Genomic DNA, 21,605 nt, shown 5'->3' with positions numbered 1-21,605 from the left:
CGATGTGAAGGCAGGACCCGGGCCGGGGTCACGGCCCGGGGCCGGGGTGCGGAGCGGACGGCCCCGCCGGGGAGCGGCGGGGCGGAAGGGGAAAGAAGCCGCTGGTGCGGGCGGCGTAGGCGGCCCAGTCGGGTCGTTCGGGGGCGAGGTGGCGTTCGAGCATCGGTTTGCCGCTGCCGAAGGCGAGCAGGTAGGTCATCAGGATCGGGCTGAGGACGAAAGCCCAGCCGACGGGGCTGTCCGCTGCGAGCAGGAACAGGCCCCACCAGACGCAGGCGTCGCCGAAGTAGTTGGGGTGGCGGGTCCAGCGCCACAGGCCCCGGTCCATGATCCGGCCGCGGTTGGCGGGGTCGGCCTTGAAGCGGGCGAGCTGTCGGTCCCCCACCGCTTCGAAGAACAGGCCGACCGTCCACAGCGCGGTGCCCGCCCAGGCGAGTGCGCCGGGCGGGTGGGGAAGGTACTGGGCGGCCTGGACGGGCAGGGAGACGAACCAGACGATGGCGGCCTGGAGCAGGTAGACGATCCGCAGGGCGTACCGGGTGCGGGCCGGGCCCTCGGGGGCGCGGGCGAGCATCCGGGCGTAGCGCGGGTCCTCGGGCGCGCCGCGCGAGCGCCACCACAGGTGGGCGGACAGCCGCAGGCCCCAGACGGTGACGAGCAGGGTCGCCAGCAGGCGGCGCCCCGGGTCCCCGTGGTGGTCCGAGAGCGCGAAGCCGGTCAGGGCCACGGCGGTGAACGCGAGCCCCCAGGCCGTGTCGACGCCCCGGTGGCGGCCGGAGCGCACTCCTGCGGCGAAGGCGGCGAGGAGGACGGCCAGGGCGACCGCGGCGGTGACGGCGAGGTTGAGTGCGAAGGCGGCGGCGTTCACGGCCGGTCCTCGTCGCGGGTGAGGAGGAGTTGGTGGAGGTCGAGGTAGCCGGTGCGGAAACCGGCTTCGGAGTGGGCGAGGTAGAGCTCCCACATGCGCCGGAAGACTTCGTCGAAGCCGAGGGCCGCGACCTGGGGCGAGCGTTCGGTGAAGCGTTCGCGCCACAGGCGCAGGGTCTCGGCGTAGTGCGGTCCGTAGGTGTCGGCGCGGGTGAGGCGCAGCCGGGTGTGGCGGGCCGCGGTCTCCTCGATCGCCCGCACGGACGGGACGAGGCCGCCGGGGAAGATGTACTTCAGGATCCAGGTGTAGGTGCGGCTGCTGGCGAGCATCCGGTCGTGGGGCATGGTGATCGCCTGGAGGGCGACCCGTCCGCCGGGGGCCAGGACCCGGTCCAGGGTGGCGAAGTAGTCCGGCCAGAAGGGCCGCCCGACGGCTTCGATCATCTCGACGCTGACGACGGCGTCGTACCGGCCTTCGGCGGCGCGGTAGTCGCACAGCCGGACCTCCGCGCGGTCCGTCTGCCCGGCGGCGGCGATCCGGTGCCGGGCGAGGGCGAGTTGCTGCTCGGAGAGGGTCAGGGTGACGACGTGGGCGCCGCGGGCGGCGGCGCGCAGGGCCAGTTCGCCCCAGCCGGTGCCGATCTCCAGCAGCCGGGTACCGGGGCCGACGCGGGCCAGGTCGAGCAGCCGGTCGATCTTGCGGTGCTGGGCGGCGGGCAGGCCGTCGTGGGTGGCGAGCGGCGTACGGCCGGGGAGCGGGGCAGGGCCCGGGTGCGGCGCACTGCCCGGGAGCGAGGCGTCGGCGGGGCCGGTCGGGAAGAGGGCCGAGGAGTAGCTCATCGTCGGGTCGAGGAACAGCGCGAACAGCTCGTTCGACAGGTCGTAGTGCCGGCCGACGTTGCGCCGCGCGTTCGCCGCGGTGGACAGTTCCTCGTCCGGCGGCCGTTGGACGTAGAACCGGCGCAGCCACCGCGCGCCGCCGGGCACGAGGGTCTCGGGGGCGGTGGCGAGCGCGGTGAGCAGCGCGACCAGGTCGGGACTGTCCCAGTCGCCGGCCTGGTAGGACTCCCCGAAGCCGATCAGGCCGCTCTCGCCGACCCGGTGCAGGAAGTCCCGGGGGTGGTGCAGCCGCAGGACCGGCGCCCCGGGCGGGGCCGGCCGCAGGAGGCGGCCGCCGGGCAGTTCGACGCGCAGGCCGCGCCGCGAGGCCGCCCGGCGCAGCAGGCGCGCGGCGGCGGCCGCGCGCAGTGGCACGTCCGGCACCCGGGCGACGTCCGGCCAGCGCGCGGGGTCGACGAAGGGTGTCGGCGTCGCGGTCGGGGAGGCCGTGGTCGTCATGGGGCGGGCACCTCTTCCGTGGGAACGGGCCGGTCGTCGGACCGGGACGGGTCGGCTGCGGGACAGGAACCGGGGCAGGAAGCGGGGGCGGCCGGGCGGGGGTGGACCGGCAGACCGCTGAGCCACAGGCGGATGCCCCGGTAACGGATGTGCAGGCTGACGGCCCAGGTGGCGAACGGGTGGGTCAGGGCGACGCGCAGGAGGGCGACCGGACCGGCCGGGCGGGCGGCGCCGCGGACGGTGGCGGTGAAGGCGGGCTCGCCCCGGCGTTCCAGGTGGACCGTCAGCCGCAGCCGCTCCCCCGGTTCCGGCAGCACCATGCGGTAGCGTCCGTCGACGGGGAAGAACGGCGAGACGTAGAAGTCCTTGACAGTCTCGCCGCGGCCCTCGGGATCGGGTGGGAGCAGGTAGCGGTGCCGCCCACCGTAGGTGTTGTGGACCTCGGCGACCGTGCACAGCGGGCGGCCCTCCCCGTCCCGGCACCAGTACACGGTCAGCGGGTTGAACACGTGGCCGAGCGAGCGGGCCTGGGTCAGCATCAGGACCCTTCCCCGGCCGAGCCGAAGGCCGTGGCCGAGGAGGTAGCGCTCCAGGTCGTGCCGGATCGTGGGCGGGTCGTCGCCGGCGGCGAGGGCGTGGTCGCGCGGCAGGAACCGGGCCAGTGGCCGCAGCGGCCGCGCGGGCTCCGGCAGGTCGTCGAGGTCCACCAGCCACAGGTAGCCGCGGTGGCGGAACGGCCGTCGCCGGGGCGCGGTGCGCACGTGGGTGGTGACGGTGTCGTAGAGGACCGCGCCCCACGGTCCGGGCAGCGCGGTCACGGCACGCTCACCCCCAGCAGAGCGTGCGCGGCCTCGATGCCGGAACGGCAGCCGTCCTCGTGGAAGCCCCAGCCGTGGTAGGCGCCCGCGAACACGGTTCGGGCGGTGGCGAGTTGCGGCAGCCGGCGCTGGGCCGCGACCGTGCGCGCGGTGTACACCGGGTGTTCGTAGACGGTGCGGGAGAGCACCAGGTGCTCGGGGATCGGCCGCTGCCGGTCCTCGTTGAGGGTGACCAGGTAGTCGGCCTCGGTGTCCAGGCGCAGCAGCCGGTTGAGGTGGTAGCTGACCCGCACCCGGTCGGAGGGCGCGGTGCAGCTGGGCATCCGGTAGTTCCACGATCCGCGGGCCGACCGGGCGCCGGGAAGGACCCCCGGGTCGCGGTGCAGGACCGTCGGGTTGCGGGAGTAGGAGAAGGCGCCGAGGACCTCGCGCTCGTCGTCGCTCGGGTCGGCGAGCAGCCGCAGCGCCTGGTCGGCGTGGGTGGCGACCACCACGGCGTCGGTCTCGGTGCCGCGCCCGTCCGCGCAGACCACGGTGACGCCGTCCGAGTGCCGGCGCACCGCGCGCACGGGCGCCGATCTGTGCACGGTGGCGATCCGCTCCGCGATCCGGTCGACGTAGGTGCGGGAGCCGCCGACGACGGTGCGCCAGGTCGGCGAGCCGCCCACGCCGAGCAGGCCGTGGTTGCGCAGGAAGGCGAACAGGTAGCGGGCCGGGTAGTCGCCCGCCAGGTCGGGGGCGCAGGACCACACCGAGGAGACCAGCGGGGTCATGAAGTGGCTCACGAAGTACGGCCCGAACCGCCCTGCGGCGAGGAACTCCCGCAGGCTCGGCTCCCCGGCCGCCGGGTCGGCCAGCAGCCGGCGGGCGAGCCGGTGGAACCGGGGCACCTCGGCGAGCAGGCGCAGGTACCGGCCGCGGACCAGGACGTCGGGGCGGGCGAACAGCCCCGCCGGCCCCCGCGCGCCCGCGTACTCCAGGCCGCAGCCGTCGCAGCGTACGGACATGCTCATCTCGCTGTCCCGGGTGCGGACGCCGAGTTCCGCGAACAGGCTCACCAGGTGGGGGTAGGTGCGCTCGTTGTGCACCAGGAACCCGGTGTCCAGCGGCACCGCCCGCCCGTCCCGGTCGAGGGCCTCCTGGGTATGGGCGTGGCCGCCGAGACGGTCGTCGGCCTCGAACAGCTCGACCTCCACCCCGGCCCGGGAGAGCCGGTACGCCGCGGTGAGCCCGGCGACGCCGGATCCCACCACCGCCACCGTGCGCGGACGCGCGCCGGGGCGTGGGGCCGTGGTGGCCGTGCCGGGGCGCGGAACGGCGGGGGCCGTGCCGGCCCCTGGGGCCCGCGCGGCGGAGACGGTGTCGAACATGGTCACGGGTTCCCCTCCCGACCGGGCCGCGGCGCGGCCCGCGATGTCGTCGCACCGGTTCTTCGGAACCGCGCCCGAACCGGATTGGCCCCGACCCGGCCCGCCGCGGCGGGCCGGAACGAACGCAGCGGTGCCGCATCGTTTGTGCGTCGGCCGGGACGTCGGGTCAGCGGCCGGCGCCGTGCTCGGCGAGGAAGGCCAGGACCTTGCGCCAGGAGTCGGCGCACGCCTCGGCGGTGTCCGCCGAGCCCTGCTCGAAGAAGCCGTGCGGAGCCCCGGGGTAGACCACCGACCGGTACTGGCACCCGGCCGCGTCGAGCGCCTGCTCGAACCCCGCCACCGCGGTCGGCGGGACGGCCTCGTCGGCGCCGCCCCACAGGGCCAGCAGCGGAGCCGTGAAGTCGCCGGCGAGCTGGGTCGGGCCGGGCGAGCCGTTGATCGCGTCCGGGTACCCGTAGAAGCCGATCACTCCGGCGAGTGCGAACCGCTCGGCAGCGGCCCGAAAGGCCTGGCGGCCGCCGAAGCAGAAGCCGAGGGCGATCACCGGTCGGCCGCCCGCCCCGCCGTCGTCGCGCAGTGCCGCGGCCGCCGCGGTGATGTCGGCGTCCAGGCCGGCCGGGGTGAGCCTCATCAGGTGGGTCAGCAGGTTGCCGGGCTCGGTGAACTCCGCTCCCCGGTCACGGAGGTCGGGCCCGGCGGTGCGGCCGAACCAGTCCAGGGCGAGCGCGGGATGGCCCTGCTCCGCCAGCCGTACGGTGAGTGCCTCGTAGAACGGGGACAGGCCGTTGTTGTCGGGCAGGACCACGACGGCGGCGCCGGACGGGCGCTCGGGCCGCGCCAGGAAGGCGGCGAACCGGGTCCCGTCAGCTGCCGTCAGGACGAGCGGACCCGCCTCCCGGACGGGGGTGACGGCGGCGCCGTGGACGGGCGGAACAGCGTCGGATTCGTAGCACACAGGGCATTCCTCGTCAGTGTTTCCACGGGGTGACGCCGGACGATCGGCGTCGGCGGACGCGGGAACACTATGCGAGAACTCTCAATGTGGCGGGGCATCATATCATGAATATCAATTTTCCGCAAGATGCCTCTCGTCGGACTACAGGCTGACGAACGGGGCGGCCAGCGCGACCCCGATCAGGCCGAGCCCGGCCGCTGCGGCCGGCAGCCCGAGCAGCAGCACCGCCAGCACCGCTCCGACGGTCGTCCAGGCCGTCGGGGCCCCCTGCACCACCAGCCGCGGATCGGCCTGGTCGTAGCCGAGCTCCACCTCGGGCCGCACTGCGTTACTCGGCGATCGCTCGGCTCCCCACCCGATCGAGCGGCGAACGACGAGGTCGGGCCGCATCCGGTCGACGACGCCGGCGGTCCGGGCAGTGTCGGTCCCGGCCGGGCCCTCGCGGGGGCCACGACCGTGTCGGCGGTCGACCCGAACCCGACGGGACATCTGACGAGGCGGCAACTTCCGCTGCTCGCAGCAGATCCGGGCCGCAGTCGGGCGCCGTGGGCGTCGGTTCGTCAATGCGCCGTTGTGCCAGAAGGCGCGTGCGAAGTGCGCCGGTTCGGCGGGGGCGGGGGCGTGGTTGATCTGTTGACTGTCTCCACGCCGCGAGTTGCACACGGACGATCGCGGCCTGGAAACCGTTATTTCCAGGGGGAATCCGCAGGTATGTGCACGATCGCGAAACGGCCGCGAGGGTAGCCGCTGTCATGACCGGAACAATGAACGACGGCCGCGCGACCGGGCCCGACCTCGTCGGCATCGGCATCGAGCCCGCCAATCTCGGACTGTCCGCCCTCATCGATCCCCAACCCGCCCTCACCGCACGGTTCTTCGAACGCAGGAGCCGGTTCGCCTGGCACGACGGGGCGATGCTCCCGGCAGCCGCCCTCCAGGTGCCACCGCTCAAGGACCTGGTCACCCCCGTCGACCCGACGTCCCGCTTCTCCTTCCTCAACTTCCTCGCCGAACAGGGCCGTCTCTACCGGCACTTGATCGCTGCGCGCAGCGGGACCCCGCGTGAGGAGTTCGAGCAGTACTACCGCTGGGCCGCCGACCTGACGCCCCAGCTGACCTTCGGTACCGAGATCACCGAAGTCCGCATCGATGGCGAGGAGTTGACCGTCCACGACGCCACCGGCGGCGTCACCGGGACCCGCAACCTCGTGCTCGGCAGCGGCCGCCGGCCGCACGTCCCGAGCTGTGTCACCGGTACGTAAGGCACTTCACGCGGCTGTCCGCCAAGCGGCGCGCCGCCCTGCTGCGCACGCAGCGCATGACGAGCGACGGCGTGTCGGCGGACCTCCTCGACGCGATCCACGCGCAGCTCTACCGCCTCGACGCCCTGCGGACCGGACGCTGCGCCTACCGCCTGAGCCCGGGCCAGGAGTTGCTCGCCGTCGACGGCGGGGCCGGCGACGCACCGATCGACGTCGTCACCCGGGACATCGACACCGACAGCGTGCACCGCGAGCTCGTCGACGTCGTCATCCTGGCAACCGGTTACCGCAACCGCACCCCCGCCTACCTGGAGCCGCTGCGCGAGCTGATCCCGGTCGACGAGGACGGCGCCTTCCGCGTCCGGGAGGACTACTCGATCGAGTCCGACGGCCCACCCGGCTGCCGGATCTTCGTCCAGAGCGCCGCCGGCCACACCCACGGCGTGGCCGACGCCAACCTCAGCGTGATGGCCTGGCGCAACGCCGTGATCGCGAACGCCGTCGCCGGCCGCGCCGTCTACAACACGGACCGGGACAGCAGCACCGTCACCTGGTCCCAGGCAGCGGCCCCGCACGCCACCGCCCCGCACACCGTCACCCCGCACGCCACCACCCCGCACACCAGCGGCACCACAGCGCCGGCACGGTGGCGGCCCTGGTCACGGAGGCGGTCGTCGGCCTGCGCCTGATGCGGATCGTGGCGGGGCCCGCCCTGAGCAGACTCCGCCCGCGCACCGCGATCTCCGCCGCGCTGGTCCTCGGCATCCTCGGGTTCGGCGCGCTCGCCGCGACCGACGGCCGTGCCGTCGTCCTGGCGGCCGTCCTCCCGGTGCTCGGGCTGGGGTTCGGCATGAACGCCATGGCGCTGAAGCTCCTCGCCGCCGCCGCGCCGGAGCGGCGCCGGGCGAGGGGCTTCGCCTCCCAGGCCGTGGCCGTCAACCTCGGCATGGCGCTGGGCCCACTGGGCGGCGTCGCCCTCCAACAGCGTTGCGGCACAGCCGTCTTCTGCACCGCCGCGGCCTGCGTCCACGCGGTGGCGCTCGGCCTCGTCCTCCTGGCACGGCCGGCCGGGGAGGCCGCAGGGGCAGCCGTCGACGCACCGCGGGCGCCGTGGAAAGCCCTCCTGCGAGAGCCGGGGCTGCGGATCCCGCTCGCCCTCACCGCCCTCGGTTTCGTCCTGTACACCCAGCTCTTCGCCACACTCCCGCTGTACGCGCAGGAGGTACTCGGCGCGGGGGGCTCCCTGGGGACCGTGTTCCTCGTCAACGGCGTCCTGATCATCGCCCTGCAACTGCCGTTGACCCTGCTCGCCGGCCGTCTGGGGGTGGGGCCGACGGGCCTGTGCGCCCTCGGTTTCGGATGCTTCGCCGCAGCCTTCGCCTGCCTCGGCACGGGACGGACGTTCGGATGGCTGTTCGCCGGGGTCGTCCTGGTCACCTTCGCCGAGATGCTGCTGATGCCCGCCCTCGACGTACTCGTCGGCTCGGCCGGCCCCGCACAGCACCATGCCGCGTACTTCTCCCTCGCGGCCCTGGCGACCGGGCTCGGCGAGGCGATCGGCAGCTTCAGCGGCGTGCGGGTGGCCACCGCGGAGGGACTCGGCGCCGCGCGGCTGTACACCGTCCTCGCCGTGGTCACCGCGGCCCTGCTCGTGGTGACCACCGCCGTCCGGCTGCTGCGGAGGGCCCGAAGCTGAGGCGGGACGCCGCCCGGCGCCTCGCCCCGGGGCGTCGCACGGGGGCCATCGCCGGGGGTTCCCGACGACAGGTGGTCAGAGGTCTGAACCATTCGTTGACGCCCACCCAAGAAAGCGCTTACCGTCACAGCGTCCGGCGCGGTGCGGCGCCGCCCGGGTGCTGCCGCGCCGACCCCCCACGGCGCTCCGGCAGCCGTGCGCCGCAGGTCGCACCCGGCAAGGAGCCCCCTTGATCCCCGAGCCGCACTCCCCCACCAGCCTCCCGCTCTCCCGTCGCCGACTGCTCCAGGCCTCCGCCGTCGGCCTGGCCGCCGCGGGCACCTGGTCCGCCCTCGGTGTGCAGTCGGCCCACGCCGCCGACGCGTACGACACGCTGCGCCTGCGCTGGCAGGCGATGCTGACCGGCACCGGCTTCGATCCGGCCGCCCAGCCGTTCGCCACCGCGCTCGCCGCCCTCGGCGAGCGCGCCCGCGCCCAGCAGGCGGCGATGGCACCGACCGCCGGCTCCCTCTGGCCGGACCTGCCGCTCGGCACGGTCTCCGCCAACATCACCTCCAGCTACCTGCGGCTGCGCACCATGGCGCTGGCCTGGGCCCGGCCCGGCACCGGTTCGACCTCGGACGCGGCGCTGGCCACCGCCGTCACCACCGGCCTCGACCACCTGCACGCGATCGCCTACACCCCCACCGCGAGCAACTACAACAACTGGTGGGACTGGCAGATCGGCGCCCCGCAGGCGCTGCTCGACATCTGCGTGCTGGTCCAGCCGCTGCTCGGCGCCACCCGGATCGCCAACTACTGCGCGGCCGTGGACCGCTCGGTCCCCGACTCGAAGGTCGCCGCCTACACCGGCACCTCCACCGGCGCGAACCGGGTCGACCTCTGCCGCGTCCTGGCGCTGCGCGGGGTGGTCGGCAGGAGCTCCGCCAAGCTGGCCCTGGCCTCCTCCGCACTCTCCCCCGTGTTCCCGTACGTGCTGACCGGCGACGGCCTCCACCCGGACGGCTCGTTCGTGCAGCACACCTGGGTGCCGTACACCGGCTCCTACGGCGAGGTCCTGCTCGGCGGGCTGAGCAAGCTGTTCGGGCTGCTCGCGGGCTCGGCCTGGGCGGTGACCGACCCGCAGCGGCAGACCGTGTTCGACGCGGTGGACTCCGCGTTCGCCCCGTTCCTCTACAACGGCCTGGTGATGGACTCGGTGAGCGGCCGGGCGCAGAGCCGGGGCCTGCAGAGCGGCGACGCGCTGCAGCTGCAGCAGGACGACCACGGTCGCGGGCACACGATCATCGGGCACATCCTGCGGCTCGCCGAATCGGGCGCGGCGCCGGCCGCGCAGTCGGCGGCCTGGCGGGCGTCGGTCAAGGGCTGGATCGCCCGCGATCTCTACCGCCCGTACCTCACCGACGCCGCCGTCGACATCCCCGAACTCGCCCGCGCCCAGGCGCTGATGAACGACTCCGCCGCCGGCCCGGCCGCCGAGCCGGCCGGTGCCCGGGTCTTCGCGATGGACCGGGCGGTCGTCCGCCGCGCCGGCTGGGCGGCCTCGCTGTCCATGTGCTCGGCCCGCACCACCTTCTACGAGACCGGCAACGGCGAGAACCTGCGCGGCTGGCACACCAACAACGGCCTGCTCGCGTGGTGGGGTTCGACGTTCGGCAACGGCCAGTACTCGGACGCCTTCTGGCCGACCGTGAACCCGTACCGGCTGCCGGGAACCACCGTCTCCACCAAGCCGCTGGCGGACGCGGCGGGCGGCGCCTGGGGCGCGGCCCGCCCGGACAACACCTGGGCGGGCGGTGCCTGCGACGGCACGTACGCCGCCGCCGGGCAGGCCGTACGCGGTCTCTCCTCGACCCTGAGCGGCGTCAAGTCCTGCTTCCTGCTGGACGATTCGGTCGTCTGCCTGGGTGCGGGGATCGCCTGCGCGGACGGTGTGCCGGTGGAGACCGTGGTCGACAACCGCAACCTCGGCGCGACCGGCCAGCACACCCTCACCGTGGACGGCACGGCCCAGCCGACCACCCTCGGCTGGTCGCAGCGCTTCACCGGGGCCCGCTGGGCGGCGGTCGCCGGATTCGGCGCGTACCTCTTCCCCGGCGGCGCGACGGTCGACGCGCTGCGCGAGGCCCGCACCGGCAGCTGGCACGACATCAACGGCGGCGGCACCACCGAGGCGCTGACCCGCCGCTACCTGACGCTCTGGTTCGACCACGGCACCGATCCGTCCGCCGCCGACTACTCCTACCTGCTGATGCCGGGCGCGGACGCCGCGGCGGCCCAGGCCCGCTCGGCCGCGCCGACCGTCACCGTGCTGGCCAACTCCGCCACCGTGCAGGCGGTCTCCGACAGTGCCTCGGGCGTCACCGCCGCCAACTTCTTCGCCGCCGGCACCGCCGGTCCGATCACCGTGTCCGCACCGGCCTCCGTACTGGTCCGCGAGTCGGGCGGCACCATGACCGTCACGGTGGCGGACCCGGGGCGGACCGCTTCCACCGTCCAGGTCACCGTCGCCCGGCCGGGCTACCGGACGGCCGATCCGGCCCCGGGCGTCACCGTCCTGGCCACCGGCGGCTCGGTGACCCTTCTGGTCGAGCTGGGCGGCACCCGCGGTGCCAGCCGTACCGTGACCCTGCGCGCCACCGGCACCGCGCCCGCGCCGGCCACCGCGACCCGGCTGGAGCCCACCCAGGACGCCTACGTCCGGGACGGCTCGTACGGCGACACCAACTACGGGACGGCGACCACGCTGACCGTGAAGAACACCGACTCGACCGGCAGCGGATTCGGCCGGCGGGCGCTGCTGGCCTTCGACACCTCGGGGGTGATCGGGACGGTCCGCCGGGCGGTGCTCTGGGTGCGCGGGGCGGTGGCCGACTCCGGCGGCACCCAGACCTCGCTCCAGGCCTTCGCCACCACCCCGGACAACTGGACGGAGACCGCGGTGACCTGGAACCGCTCCCCCGCACCGACCACCGCGCTCGGCACCGGCCCGGTCTCCACCGCCGCCGACTGGGTCGGCCTGGACGTCACCGCCGCCGTCGCCACCGGCGGCCCGGTCACCCTCGCGGTCTGGCAGCCGCTCGGCGCGGTGGGGCTCGCGGTCAACCTGAACAGCCGGGAGAACTCCGCCTTCCGGCCCCACCTGGAGCTGATCACCTCCTGAGGACGCGGAGGGTCCGCGGCCGCGTCGGCAGCGCGCGTCGAAGACCCGTCCGGGCGGGGAACGCCGTTTCGCGCGCTCGGCCGGGTCTTCGACGCCGTCCGCCCATCCGTCCGTCCGATGGCCTGTCGATGAACAACTCCCGCCCCTACACTGCGAATCCGACCGGTCACCGACGCTGACGGCGGTCCGGTGAAAACGATCGAGGGGCGGGCCGGATGAGCGACGGGCAACTGAGAATTCCGCACGAGTACCGGGTGGCGACGAACCGGGTCGGGGGACTCGCGTTCACCATCCTGCTGCTGTCCTTCGGGGCGATGCTGCCGATCTGGAAGGACGAGGAGTTCGCGCCGTCCACCAAGGCGATCGGCTCGCTGCTGGTGATCGGCTTCTGCCTGCTGGTGGTCGTCGGCGTCTTCCGGGCCGGCACGCTGGTCACCGCCGAGGGGATCACCGTCCGCGGGATCGTACGCCGCCGCCGGCTGCGCTGGGCCGAGATCGCCCGGTTCGGGAAGGCACCCAACCCGAACGCGCACGCCAAGGGCGCACCGGCGTTCCTCACCTACGCGTTCCGTGCCGACGGCCGCAAGGTCCACCTTCCCTACGTCGACGACAAGCACGTCCTGCTGGACCGTGAGGTGGAACGGCTGAACGCGCTGCTGGCCGAGCGCCGCGGCAACGCCGACTGAACGGGGGCCGCCCCCGGGGCGTGGTCGGATCAGGCCGGGTGACAGGCGGGGCATGTCGTTCTCCGGGGCGTTCTCCGAGGCGAGGGCCGCGGCCCGGAGGCGGACGCCGGCCCGGGGCGCCGCCGGCCCCGGGCGCCTGCCTGTCACAAACCCGTCGGCTGCGGGCTCATCGCACGCTCGTACAGCTTCTCCCGCGCCCGCTTGAGCAGTTCGGCGGCCTTCTTCCGCGACACCTCCTCCGCCTTGTCGAGCGCGCCCGGGTAGTCGGCGGACATCCCCGAGCGCGCGCCGTAGTCGATCTCGACCGTCAGACGCACATTCCCGTCGCAGAAGGCCGACGTGAAGCTCAGTTGGTCGACCGGCCCGGGGATGGTGTCGGTGAGCGGGTGCCGGACCGACACCTGGTAGCCCTCCTGGCCGAGCCCACCGCCGTCGGTCCTCTCGAACTTCCGGCTCTCGGTCGGCTTGGGCCCGCCGAGCGGCGACCTGGCGCTCTCCGCCGAGACCTCCAGCCAGTGGCAGCCGCGGGCTGCCTCGAAGACCGTCGCATCGATGCTCACCCGCCAGTCCTCCGTCGCCGGACCGGCGGTGTAGCTGCAACTGATCGTCTTGGACGGGTCGCTCGCGATCCCCGCGCTCGTCACCGGTATGGAACTCCTCAACTCCCCCGGCAGGCCGGGATCCCCCACCTCCGTGCAGAGGTCAGGGACCGTGCGGTACCGGCCGACCTGCTTCACCTTGCTGTCACCGCTGCTGTCACTGCTGCTGTCACCGCCGCCGCAGGCGGTGAGGAGAACGAGGCCGGCGACCGCGAGGGCAGCAGTGCCGGTACAGGAGGTTCGCTTTCGACTTGTCACAGCGTCAGGCTAGAGCCCGTGCGCCCCCGGCGTCGCGGATCGGGGAACGCCGGTGGCACCGTCATCGGGACCCGCGCCGACTCGGCAACACCTTCGTCCGGGCCGAACCCCGCCGTCACGACCAGGTGATTGTTGACCCAGACCCGCTCACCCTCCCAACCACGGAAGTCGCGCGCGAGGCCGTCGAAGAACCCGCCCATGTCGTCCCAGACGGTAACCGTCACGTCCTCGAGCCGTGCCCGCACACCGTCGTCAACGGCCTCCACACCGAAGGCGACCTCGTACTCCGCCCAGGGCCGGTCGAACAACCGGACCAAGGCCGCCGAGGCCCCCGCCCCCGCCCCCCGAACAACGAGCTCGACCTGCCCCGGAACCATCTCGATCAGACTCACGCGGCGAAGGATGCGGGCACTCAGCCTCGGCCTCACCACCATTCCCGGGCACCACAGCCGTTCCTGCGAACGCGCCCCGTTCTCACCTACGCAGCCGCAAGGGCCGGGTGGTGAAGCCCGCTGCGATGGCTGCCTCCGCACTGCCCCGAGGCGGTGACGGTCGGTGTCATCGTCCGCCGACGACCGAGCGGACCTCCTCCAGCAGGCTCGGGTGGTCCTCCCCGTACGTGGCCACCGCTGCGAAGACGGCGTCCAGGGCCGCCCGGAGCGGATCCTTCCCGGCGGCGGCGAGCAGTGCGGGCAGGGCCATGTGCGACTGCGACACCCGCCGGGGCGGTTCGGGCACCGGGACGGTGCCCACCGTGGAACGGATCACGGACCCGGTGGACCGGGTGCTCCCGGCCGCCGGCACCGCCGGGCCGACCGTGCGGCAGGGAGCGCGCGGATCGGACTCCAGCGCCTCCCACATGCGCGCACGATCGTCGAACGGCGGCGGCAACGGGCCGCCGTCGGCGACGGCGGTGAGCGCGGCGTCGACCCAGTCGAGGTCCGTGAGGCCGGCCGCCGTGCACGCGCGCCGAGCGGCGAGCAGTGCCACCTGCCGCTGGACCTGCGGACCGGCGGCGTCCAGAGCGTGGACCAGGGACGCGTCGAAGTCCAGCAGGCCGCGGACGTTGCCGCCGACACCGCGCAGGGCATCACTCGGAAGCGTCCCGCCCCACTCCCACCGTTCGAGGGTCTCCTGCCGGTGCCGGGCGGCCTCGTCCTCCACGCGCCGTGCCCGCGCGCGTTCCTCGGGGGTGGGCGGGGGCTGCAGCTCGCGCGCGTAACCGTGCCAGTGGGCCGCAGCCCGGGAGGTCTGCCGAAGGACACGGTCCGGCCCCGGCGGGGCGGGCCAGAACTGCAGGAGGTACCGGTCCAACTGCGGCTCGGCGGACAGTCTGGTGTCCCGTCGTCGGCCCTCGTCCATGCCGTGCGCGCAGTACCGCACCCGGTGGTCGCGCTCCTCCAGGTCCAGGTCCCAGGCGGCCTCGCCCGCCCACTGGACCAGTGTGCTGCGGTGCGAGGCCGGGCGGAAGGAGACCTCGACGACGTCCTCCCACGCCGGATCCAGCGGCGGCGCCTGGTCGTGCACCTCGACGGTGAACCCGACACTGCCGGTGTGCAGCCCGGTCGTCAGCCACAGCGCACCGGGGACCGCCGCGCCGCACAACCCCGAGTCCTGCCCCGCGAACGCCTCCGCGAGGCCCGGACCGAACCCGTCCGGATCACTCTCGACATAGATCTGCCCGTAGTGAACATGAACCTCGCCCTCGACCGGTCTGCGCACCGCCATCGCCCGCCCCTCCCTCGCCGACGGCCCGCTCCCGACGGGCCCGTACGGGAAGCGTACGGAGCACCACTGACAAAGGCGGCTGTGAACAGCCTTCGCCGGCTGGATCGTTGCACGCAGGAGAGGTGCCCCCTCCCGGCGATGCCACTCCCCCGCGGCTACGGACACCGTCGGCCCACCGACATGCCTGAGGCTTCTGTCCCTCGTTCCCCGTCGCCGGTGGTACGTGGTTGATACACGATCGCGTGCTTGCGGAAGTCGGGTGACGACCGGCTCGAAGCAGGCGTCCCGGAGGCTGTGGACACACCCCGGGTCGCGGTCCGTGCACCGGGGCTTCTTGTTCCTCTGCTTCGGGAGGCAGTTGCCGTGTCCGCCGTGACGAACTACGAGAACGACGATCCCCGCACCGTGCCGGGCCGGCGCCCGGTCCCGCGCCGCAGGGTGCTGTGGCTGCTGGCCGCGGTGCTGGTCGCGGGCGCCGGCGGTGGGGTGGCGGCGAACCTGCCCGAGGGGGCCGCGGTCGGCGGCGCCGGGAAAGGAGGCGTCCGGGTCGAGGGAGCGCCGACTCTGCCGGCTCCTGCGCCCGTCGTCGATCTCGCTCTGCCGTGGCCGGAGGAGGGGCAGTCGGCCGTCGCCGTGACGAAGGTCGGCGTCCTGGGGGTGAACGGGCCACAGCAGCCGGTGCCGATCGCGAGCGTCACCAAGGTGATGACGGCGTACGTCGTTCTGCGGGACCACCCGCTCCGGGACGGCGAGGAAGGCCCGACGATCACGGTGGACGCGCAGGCGGCGGCCGAGGCGGCGTCGACGAGCGAGTCGACGGCTCCCGTGGTCGCGGGCCAGCGGCTGACCCAGCGCAAGCTGCTGGAGGTGATGCTGCTCCCGTCCGCGAACAACGTGGCCCGGTTGCTGGCCCGTTGGGACGCGGGGAGCGAGGAGGCGTTCGTGAAGCGGATGAACACGGAGGCGGCCCGGCTGGGGATGCTCGCGACGACCTACACCGGGGCCAGCGGGATCGAACCCACGACCGTCTCCACGGCCGCCGACCAGCTGGTGCTGGCCCGCGAGGCGATGAAGGACCCGGCGCTGCGTGCCACCGTGGCATTGCGCAGCACCACCCTGCCGGGCCGCGAGGCGCCGTTGCGCAACACCAACACGCTGCTCGACCGTCCCGGGGTGGTGGGGCTGAAGACCGGTTCGAGCACACCGGCGGGCGGCAACCTGATGTGGGCCCTGGAGGTTCCGGAGGACGGGCCCGGGACGGGACAGCGGCTCGTGCTCGGCGTGGTGCTGGGCCAGCGCGCCGGTACGACGCCCACCGAGGGAATGCGGGCGGCGTTGGAGAACAGCGGGCGGCTCGTCGACGCGTTGCGGAACAGGCTGCCGCAGGTCCTGACGACCCTCGACGTCGGTCGCCGGGAGTGGGCGTGAACGCGGCCCAGGGCACGGTGCCGCCGGCCCCCGTCCAGCCCGCTGTCCAGCCGCCTGTGCCGGCCCCTGTCCCGCACCGTCCGGCCCGCCGCGGCACGGGGCGGCGAGGGACAGCAGGGCGGGGCACAGGAGGGCTGGGCGCAGGAGGGCGGGGCGCAGGACGGCGAGGGCGGTACGGGCCCCGCGGTTGGCCGGTCGCCGTGGCCGCGCTGCTCTGTACCGCTCCGATGATCCTGAGCTCCTACCTGCCGAACGCCGTCGGCAACCTCGGCAGCCTCTGCCAGACGGTACTGCCGTGGTCGGGGCTGGGTGTCCTCCTGCTGCTGTGCTGCGCGGCGGTGCGCCGGTCGGTCCTGGCGACTGTCGCCGTGCTGGTCCCCGTCCTGGTGTGGACCGTCCTGTTCGGGCCCGCTCTCGTCGACAAGAGGTCCGGCGGCGGGGACTTCACGGTGGTGAGCCACAACGTGAACGAGCAGAACGCCGATCCGGGCCGCACGGCCCGCGCGCTGGCGGCCTCGGGCGCCGACGTCCTGGCGGTGGAGGAGCTGGCGAGCCGGGCGCAGGAGCCCTTCCGCCGCGAACTGGCGGCCGCCTACCCCTACTCCCAGGTGCTGGGAGGCGTCGGGGTGTGGAGCAAATACCCCCTGGAGGAGGTGGAGCCGGTGGAGATCATGCCCTGGACCAGGGCGCTGCGCGCCACGGTCCGGACGCCGAAGGGGCCGGTGGCGCTCTACGCGGCGCACCTCGCCTCCGTCCGGGTGCACCCCGCCACCGGCTTCGCCACGGCCCGCCGCAACGAGGCGGCGGCCCGGCTGGCCGAGGCCGTCCGGGCGGAGCGGCTCGCACGGGTCGTGGTCCTGGGGGACTTCAACGGTTCGGTCGACGACTCCGCGCTGCGCGGGCTGACGGGGTCGCTGCGGTCGGCGCAGCGGGAGGCCGGCGACGGCTTCGGCTTCACCTGGCCCGCCGCGTTCCCGATGGTCCGGATCGACCAGATCCTGGTGTCCGGCGTCACGCCGCGTGCGGCGTGGACGCTGCCCGCCACCGGCAGCGACCACCTGCCGGTCGCGGCGTCCCTGCGGCTCTGACCGCTCCGCGCGGCCCTCCGGGAGCCCGTACCGGCCCGGACCTCGACCGCCCGCCCTCCGGCCCCGCCCCCGGCCGGCCGCGGCCCCGCCGCCCGTACGGTTACGATCGATCACCCGCGAGCCCGGCGGCTCTCCGGGCGAACACCTCGCGAACGCATCGGAGAACTCTTGTCCGCCACTCGTGTGCCCGACCCGGTCGCCGTGCTGCTCGTCGAGGACGACGCGGTCATCCGCCGCTCGGTGCAGCTGGCCCTGGAACGCTACGGCTACGAGGTCGACGTCACCGGGGACGGGCTCGACGGCCTGGAGGCGTTCCGGGCCGGGGCGCACGACGTGCTGATCCTGGACGTGATGCTCCCGGGCCTCGACGGCATCAGCCTGTGCCGACGGATCCGCGAGGAGAGCCTGACCCCCGTCCTGATGATGTCCGCCCGGGGTGACGCCCTCGACGTCGTGGCCGGGCTGGAGGCCGGCGCCGACGACTACGTGGTCAAACCGGTGGACATCCCCGTCCTCGTCGCCCGCATCCGCTCCCTGCTGCGCCGCGCCACCTTCCACCGGGATCCCGCCCCGGAACCCGCGCAGGGCGAACGGGACACGGACGTGTCGTCCGCCGTGTCGACCGCCCCCGCCGCACTCGTGCCGCCCCTGGAGGCCCCGACGGCCCCCGCCCCTCCCGACCTCCTCGTCTTCGGCGGCCTGACCGTCGACCTGCGCGGCCTGGAGGTGCACCTGGACGGGCGGCCGGTCCCGCTGACGCCCACCGAGCTGCGCCTGCTGCTGGCGTTCGCCGAGAACCCCGGTGCGGTCCTGGACCGCCGCCGGCTGCTGCGCGACGTCTGGGACTACGGCTGGGAGGGCGACACCCGGGTCGTCGACCTGTGCGTGGTGCGGCTGCGCAAGAAGATCGGGGCGGGCCGGATCGAGACCGTCCGGGGCTTCGGCTACAAACTCGTGCGGGGCTGAGCGGATGGCCACGCGACTGTTCGACCCGCGTTCCCTGCGCTGGAAGGTCGCGGCCCTGGTCGCACTGGCCTGCTGCGCCGTCGCCGCCGTGATCGGGGTGCTCGTCCACCGCGCGGCGGACCGGAGCAATGAGCGGGCCGGGCGCGAACTGGCGGCCTCGCAGCTGGCCGCGGCGGAGAAGGAGTACTCGCTCACGGGCAACCGCCCGGACTTCGCGGACCTGCGGACCGCGGCCGATCTGCCGGCACCGCTGGCACAGGCCGTCGCCGACCTGCGGACGCCCGAGGCGTACGCGCTCTGGTACGACGTCAAGGCGCCCAACTGGTACTGGCTCTGGGCGGCGGCCCCGGTCGGCGACGACAAGGTGATCGTCGTACGGACCGACATGCGCGCGCAGGTGCGCAGTCTCCAACTGCTGGACCGCAGCATGGTCCAGGCGGCACTCGCCGCGCTCCTGGTCGTCGTGCCGGTGGCCGCTCTCGTGGCGGAGCGGACGAACCGGCGGCTGCGCCACGGCTCCCGTACCGCCCGGCGGATCGCGGGCGGGGACCTCGACGCCCGGATCGGCAGGCAGGGCCGGGCCCGCGACGAGATCACCGAGATCTCGGTGGCGGTGGACGCGATGGCGGGCGCGCTGCAGGCGCGGCTGGCCACGGAGAAACGCTTCACCGCCGACGTCGCCCACGAGCTGCGCACTCCCCTGATGGGCCTGGTCACGGCGGCGAGCCTGCTCCCGGAGGGCGACGAGGCGGCGGACCTGGTCCGCACGCAGGTGCTCACGCTGCGGGTCCTGGTCGAGGACCTGCTGGAGGTCTCGCGCCTGGACGCCGGTGCCGAGCGGGCCCGGGTCGACGAGGTTCCGCTCGGCGAACTCGTCGCCCACGCTGCCGGGCAGGCCGGGCAGAGCGGGCAGGGCGGCGGCGACATCCGGTTGCGGCTGGAGGCTCCTGCCGTCGTCCCGACCGACCCGCGCCGGGTGGAGCGCATCGTCACCAACCTTGTGGCCAACGCCCACCGGCACGGCGCGCCGCCCGTCGAGGTCACCGTCACCGGCACCCGGATCACGGTGCGCGACCACGGCCCCGGCTTCCCGGCCGACCTCCTCGCCGACGGGCCGCAGCGCTTCCGCACCGGGGCCGCCGAACGCGGCCGGGGCCACGGGCTGGGCCTCACCATCGCCATCGGCCACGCCGCGGTGCTCGGCGCCGCCCTGACCTTCACGAACGCCCCGGACGGCGGCGCCCTCGCCACCCTCGACCTCCCCCGTCCACCAGACCCGACCGACCCCCGGGACACCTGAACCCGAGAAGCGGCAAAGTGGCCGCTGATGAAATCGCATGGATCAACCGAAAGAATATAAATGAAGCTCTTCATTCGGGCTGTCATCATCGGCGAGATCGATGAGGAACAGGTGCCTCAGATCACTGCTGATGCTCTGGACACCTTCAACCACAACCCGTTCATTGTCTTTGCCGATGGCTGGGAGATCGAGATCGGCACGACGTCCGACCTCAAGGGTGATGCGTCCTGCCAGCCGGGCATCAAGCGTTCGACGTACTACCTGGACTGTTCCCCCGTAGGTGATCAGCCGTGGCAGGAAATCCACTCCGCGCTGGAAAAACTCCGCCAGGCCTTCGAAGCGGCCGGTACCCGGCTCGCCTGGCAACTCGTTGACAACCTCGCCGAGTAACAGCAGGTGAACAGCAAGAGGTGGTACCACCGGCCGGTGGTACCACCTCTTCTGTTTCTCCGGGCGAGGCTGCTGAACTGCCGACGGTCTGGTAATTGCTCCGGGGGCCGATGATGCTGCCCGGAGCGTCCCGGGACGTCAACGTCCGACGCCCGAGCCGCAGCGCGCCCCGTGGCGTTGAACGGTCGCGAATGCCCGGTCGCGATGCCCGGTCGCTACGGCAGCGCGGGCCGGCAGCAGGTGCCGGCGCGGTGCCGGCGGAGCGCTGCGGCGAGCGGGTCGGGGTCGATCGCCGGTGTGCGTCCGAAGTCGGGGTCGCGGCTGGTGGGCAGCGCCGCCAGGGCCGAGCGGACGCCGGCGCACAGGCCGTGGGTGGGCCGGAACCCCTCGAAGGCGGACAGCACCGCCGAGCGGGCGTCCCGGTGCCCGGCCAGTCGGCGGGCCTGGTCGCGCCAGTGTCCGGCCTCCTCCTGGTCGCCGCGGCCGGCGGCGAGGCAGGCGAGGGCGTGCGCGGCCTGGAGGCAGTCGGCTCCGGCAGCGAGTTGCCACCACATCCGCGGCCCGTCCGCCAGTGCCCGGCGCAGGCTCGCGCCGTCCTCGTCGTCGCCTTCGTGGACGGCCAGGTGGCACAGGGCGCCGAGGACGAGCGCCCCGTGCGGATCGATCGCCGGTGTGTCCGCGAGCGCCGCGATCCACTCCGGCGCCCGGGTGTCCTCCACCACGAGGTGGCACAGGGCCAGCAGCTCGAACCGGCCCCGGTCCAGGCGGACCGCCACCGAGGGCGCCGGGCGCTCCGCGGTGCGGGCCGCGAGGCGCGCGGCGATCCTGGCCGGCGCCCGGTCGAGCCAGTCGGAGCCCCGGCCCCTGGTCACGGGCTCCGGCAAGCGCACGTCGGCGAGCGGCAGCCAGGCCGGACCGCCGGGGTCCGCGGCCTCGCGGGCCGCGTCGGACTGCGCCCCGGTGGCGTTCCGGATGTCGATCATTGCTCCTCCGCCTGCTCGGCGCTCTGTTCGTCCAGACCCAGGGCCGAGGCGAGCCGGCGGCGGGCGTCGCGGCGCAGGCTGTACACCCTGCTCCTGGTGATCCCCATGACCCGTGCGGCGGTCACGACCGGGTAGCCGAGCACATAGGTCAGCACGACCACGTCGTGCTGGCGCTCCTGCAGTTCGCCGATGGCCGCGAACAGGCCGATCCCGCTCTCCAGTGCCCGGAACGCCTCCCGGGCGTCGGCCATCGCGAAGGCGAACGCGGCGCAGGTGAAGGCGGAGGGCCGGGCGAGGAGCCGCAGCGTGTCGTCGATCGTCGCCCGCAGCACGCCCCAGCAGAACTCGTCCACGTTCTCCTGCCGCAGGACCGTGTTCCAGTGGGCGGCGAGGTCCGCGAACACGTCGTCGACCAGGGAGTCGGCGGCGTCGGCGTCGCCGAGGTGCAGGCGCGCGTACTCCCAGTACGCCTCGCCGTGCATCACCAGCAGGGCGACCAGGTCGTTCGGCAGGGAGGTGTCCGCCGCGAGGCTGCGGACCTCGGCCTCGCGGGCCTGCTCAGGAGGGTCCTGGTGGACCTGGGGACTCGGGGCGTCGTCGTGCGCGTCCGCGCGGCCACCGCCGTCGATGCCGACCATGTGGCTTCCGTCCTCCCGCCTCCGGGCGCGCACCGACCGTCGGTCCGAACCGCGAGGCCTGCTCGGGACCAG

The 21,605-nt window shown here is 74.0% G+C and carries 21 protein-coding genes; 10 read left to right on the top strand and 11 right to left on the bottom strand.

Annotated features, from left to right (window positions below):
* Nucleotides 1-28 precede the first annotated feature (28 nt).
* The 6 genes from OG715_RS41545 to OG715_RS41520 all read right to left on the bottom strand — a co-directional run bounded on the left by OG715_RS41545 (nucleotide 29) and on the right by OG715_RS41520 (nucleotide 5,672).
* Nucleotides 29-868 (bottom strand): DUF1295 domain-containing protein, encoded by an 840-nt coding sequence (locus OG715_RS41545; RefSeq protein ID WP_266271992.1) that lies wholly within the window; start codon nucleotides 866-868, stop codon nucleotides 29-31.
* Nucleotides 865-2,205, bottom strand: coding sequence for a class I SAM-dependent methyltransferase (locus OG715_RS41540; RefSeq protein ID WP_266271993.1), 1,341 nt, complete (start codon nucleotides 2,203-2,205; stop codon nucleotides 865-867). The genes OG715_RS41545 and OG715_RS41540 overlap by 4 nt, the downstream gene beginning before the upstream one ends.
* A complete protein-coding gene (locus tag OG715_RS41535; protein ID WP_266274528.1) occupies nucleotides 2,202-3,014 on the bottom strand; it encodes a DUF1365 domain-containing protein in 813 nt (270 codons plus the stop codon). Before OG715_RS41535 ends, OG715_RS41540 begins: the two co-directional genes overlap by 4 nt.
* A 5-nt stretch (nucleotides 3,015-3,019) precedes the next feature.
* Nucleotides 3,020-4,399 carry an NAD(P)/FAD-dependent oxidoreductase gene (locus OG715_RS41530; protein ID WP_266271994.1) on the bottom strand — a complete coding sequence of 460 codons (1,380 nt, stop codon included), beginning with the start codon at nucleotides 4,397-4,399 and terminating at the stop codon, nucleotides 3,020-3,022.
* 160 nt (nucleotides 4,400-4,559) lie between these two features.
* Entirely contained in the window at nucleotides 4,560-5,348 is a 789-nt protein-coding gene (locus tag OG715_RS41525; RefSeq protein WP_266271995.1) for a dienelactone hydrolase family protein, read from the bottom strand.
* Nucleotides 5,349-5,489: 141 nt separating this feature from the next.
* The gene (locus OG715_RS41520; RefSeq protein WP_266271996.1) at nucleotides 5,490-5,672 is read right to left on the bottom strand and encodes a hypothetical protein; all 183 of its coding nucleotides are present in this window, start codon (nucleotides 5,670-5,672) and stop codon (nucleotides 5,490-5,492) included.
* 428 nt (nucleotides 5,673-6,100) lie between these two features.
* Here OG715_RS41520 and OG715_RS41515 point away from each other — a divergent pair, with 428 nt between their 5' ends.
* The 5 genes from OG715_RS41515 (at nucleotide 6,101) to OG715_RS41495 (ending at nucleotide 12,155) form a co-directional block, all read left to right on the top strand.
* Nucleotides 6,101-6,610, top strand: a complete 510-nt coding sequence (locus tag OG715_RS41515; RefSeq protein ID WP_266271997.1) for a SidA/IucD/PvdA family monooxygenase — start codon at nucleotides 6,101-6,103, stop codon at nucleotides 6,608-6,610.
* On the top strand, nucleotides 6,592-7,299 hold the full coding sequence (locus OG715_RS41510; protein WP_327064241.1) for a SidA/IucD/PvdA family monooxygenase: 708 nt from the start codon (nucleotides 6,592-6,594) through the stop codon (nucleotides 7,297-7,299). Before OG715_RS41515 ends, OG715_RS41510 begins: the two co-directional genes overlap by 19 nt.
* Entirely contained in the window at nucleotides 7,257-8,306 is a 1,050-nt protein-coding gene (locus OG715_RS41505) for an MFS transporter (protein WP_266271998.1), read from the top strand. The genes OG715_RS41510 and OG715_RS41505 overlap by 43 nt, the downstream gene beginning before the upstream one ends.
* A gap of 229 nt (nucleotides 8,307-8,535) precedes the next feature.
* Complete coding sequence (locus OG715_RS41500) at nucleotides 8,536-11,469, top strand: polysaccharide lyase family 8 super-sandwich domain-containing protein (protein WP_266271999.1); 2,934 nt, start codon at nucleotides 8,536-8,538, stop codon at nucleotides 11,467-11,469.
* 215 nt (nucleotides 11,470-11,684) lie between these two features.
* A complete protein-coding gene (locus OG715_RS41495) occupies nucleotides 11,685-12,155 on the top strand; it encodes a PH domain-containing protein (RefSeq protein WP_266272000.1) in 471 nt (156 codons plus the stop codon).
* Between the two features lie 143 nt (nucleotides 12,156-12,298).
* Here the strand turns inward: OG715_RS41495 and OG715_RS41490 are convergent, their stop codons facing one another.
* The 3 genes from OG715_RS41490 to OG715_RS41480 all read right to left on the bottom strand — a co-directional run bounded on the left by OG715_RS41490 (nucleotide 12,299) and on the right by OG715_RS41480 (nucleotide 14,740).
* The gene (locus OG715_RS41490; protein WP_266272001.1) at nucleotides 12,299-13,012 is read right to left on the bottom strand and encodes a hypothetical protein; all 714 of its coding nucleotides are present in this window, start codon (nucleotides 13,010-13,012) and stop codon (nucleotides 12,299-12,301) included.
* Complete coding sequence (locus OG715_RS41485) at nucleotides 13,009-13,404, bottom strand: DUF6228 family protein (RefSeq protein ID WP_266272002.1); 396 nt, start codon at nucleotides 13,402-13,404, stop codon at nucleotides 13,009-13,011. The genes OG715_RS41490 and OG715_RS41485 overlap by 4 nt, the downstream gene beginning before the upstream one ends.
* A 166-nt stretch (nucleotides 13,405-13,570) precedes the next feature.
* On the bottom strand, nucleotides 13,571-14,740 hold the full coding sequence (locus tag OG715_RS41480; protein WP_266272003.1) for a hypothetical protein: 1,170 nt from the start codon (nucleotides 14,738-14,740) through the stop codon (nucleotides 13,571-13,573).
* A gap of 372 nt (nucleotides 14,741-15,112) precedes the next feature.
* On the opposite strand from OG715_RS41480, the gene OG715_RS41475 reads away from it, so the two are divergent.
* The 5 genes from OG715_RS41475 (at nucleotide 15,113) to OG715_RS41455 (ending at nucleotide 19,912) form a co-directional block, all read left to right on the top strand.
* The gene (locus tag OG715_RS41475) at nucleotides 15,113-16,168 is read left to right on the top strand and encodes a D-alanyl-D-alanine carboxypeptidase family protein (protein WP_266274530.1); all 1,056 of its coding nucleotides are present in this window, start codon (nucleotides 15,113-15,115) and stop codon (nucleotides 16,166-16,168) included.
* A gap of 134 nt (nucleotides 16,169-16,302) precedes the next feature.
* Entirely contained in the window at nucleotides 16,303-17,256 is a 954-nt protein-coding gene (locus tag OG715_RS41470; protein ID WP_266274531.1) for an endonuclease/exonuclease/phosphatase family protein, read from the top strand.
* Between the two features lie 168 nt (nucleotides 17,257-17,424).
* Nucleotides 17,425-18,222 (top strand): response regulator transcription factor, encoded by a 798-nt coding sequence (locus OG715_RS41465; RefSeq protein WP_266272004.1) that lies wholly within the window; start codon nucleotides 17,425-17,427, stop codon nucleotides 18,220-18,222.
* 4 nt (nucleotides 18,223-18,226) lie between these two features.
* Nucleotides 18,227-19,522: a sensor histidine kinase gene (locus OG715_RS41460; RefSeq protein ID WP_266272005.1), complete on the top strand. Its 1,296-nt coding sequence runs from the start codon at nucleotides 18,227-18,229 to the stop codon at nucleotides 19,520-19,522.
* Between the two features lie 60 nt (nucleotides 19,523-19,582).
* Nucleotides 19,583-19,912, top strand: coding sequence for a hypothetical protein (locus OG715_RS41455; protein ID WP_266272006.1), 330 nt, complete (start codon nucleotides 19,583-19,585; stop codon nucleotides 19,910-19,912).
* Nucleotides 19,913-20,127: 215 nt separating this feature from the next.
* On the opposite strand, the gene OG715_RS41450 is transcribed toward OG715_RS41455, so the two are convergent.
* Both OG715_RS41450 and OG715_RS41445 read right to left on the bottom strand, forming a co-directional pair.
* Nucleotides 20,128-20,895 (bottom strand): hypothetical protein, encoded by a 768-nt coding sequence (locus OG715_RS41450; protein WP_266272007.1) that lies wholly within the window; start codon nucleotides 20,893-20,895, stop codon nucleotides 20,128-20,130.
* Nucleotides 20,892-21,533 (bottom strand): sigma-70 family RNA polymerase sigma factor, encoded by a 642-nt coding sequence (locus OG715_RS41445; protein WP_266272008.1) that lies wholly within the window; start codon nucleotides 21,531-21,533, stop codon nucleotides 20,892-20,894. The genes OG715_RS41450 and OG715_RS41445 overlap by 4 nt, the downstream gene beginning before the upstream one ends.
* Between the last annotated feature and the right edge of the window lie 72 nt (nucleotides 21,534-21,605).

Origin of the sequence: Kitasatospora purpeofusca (assembly GCF_036010405.1) — a bacterium.
GTDB classification, from domain to species: domain Bacteria; phylum Actinomycetota; class Actinomycetes; order Streptomycetales; family Streptomycetaceae; genus Kitasatospora; species Kitasatospora purpeofusca.
The sequence above is the reverse complement of the archived record's forward strand: the minus strand, read 5'-3'. Positions and strand labels throughout refer to the sequence as shown.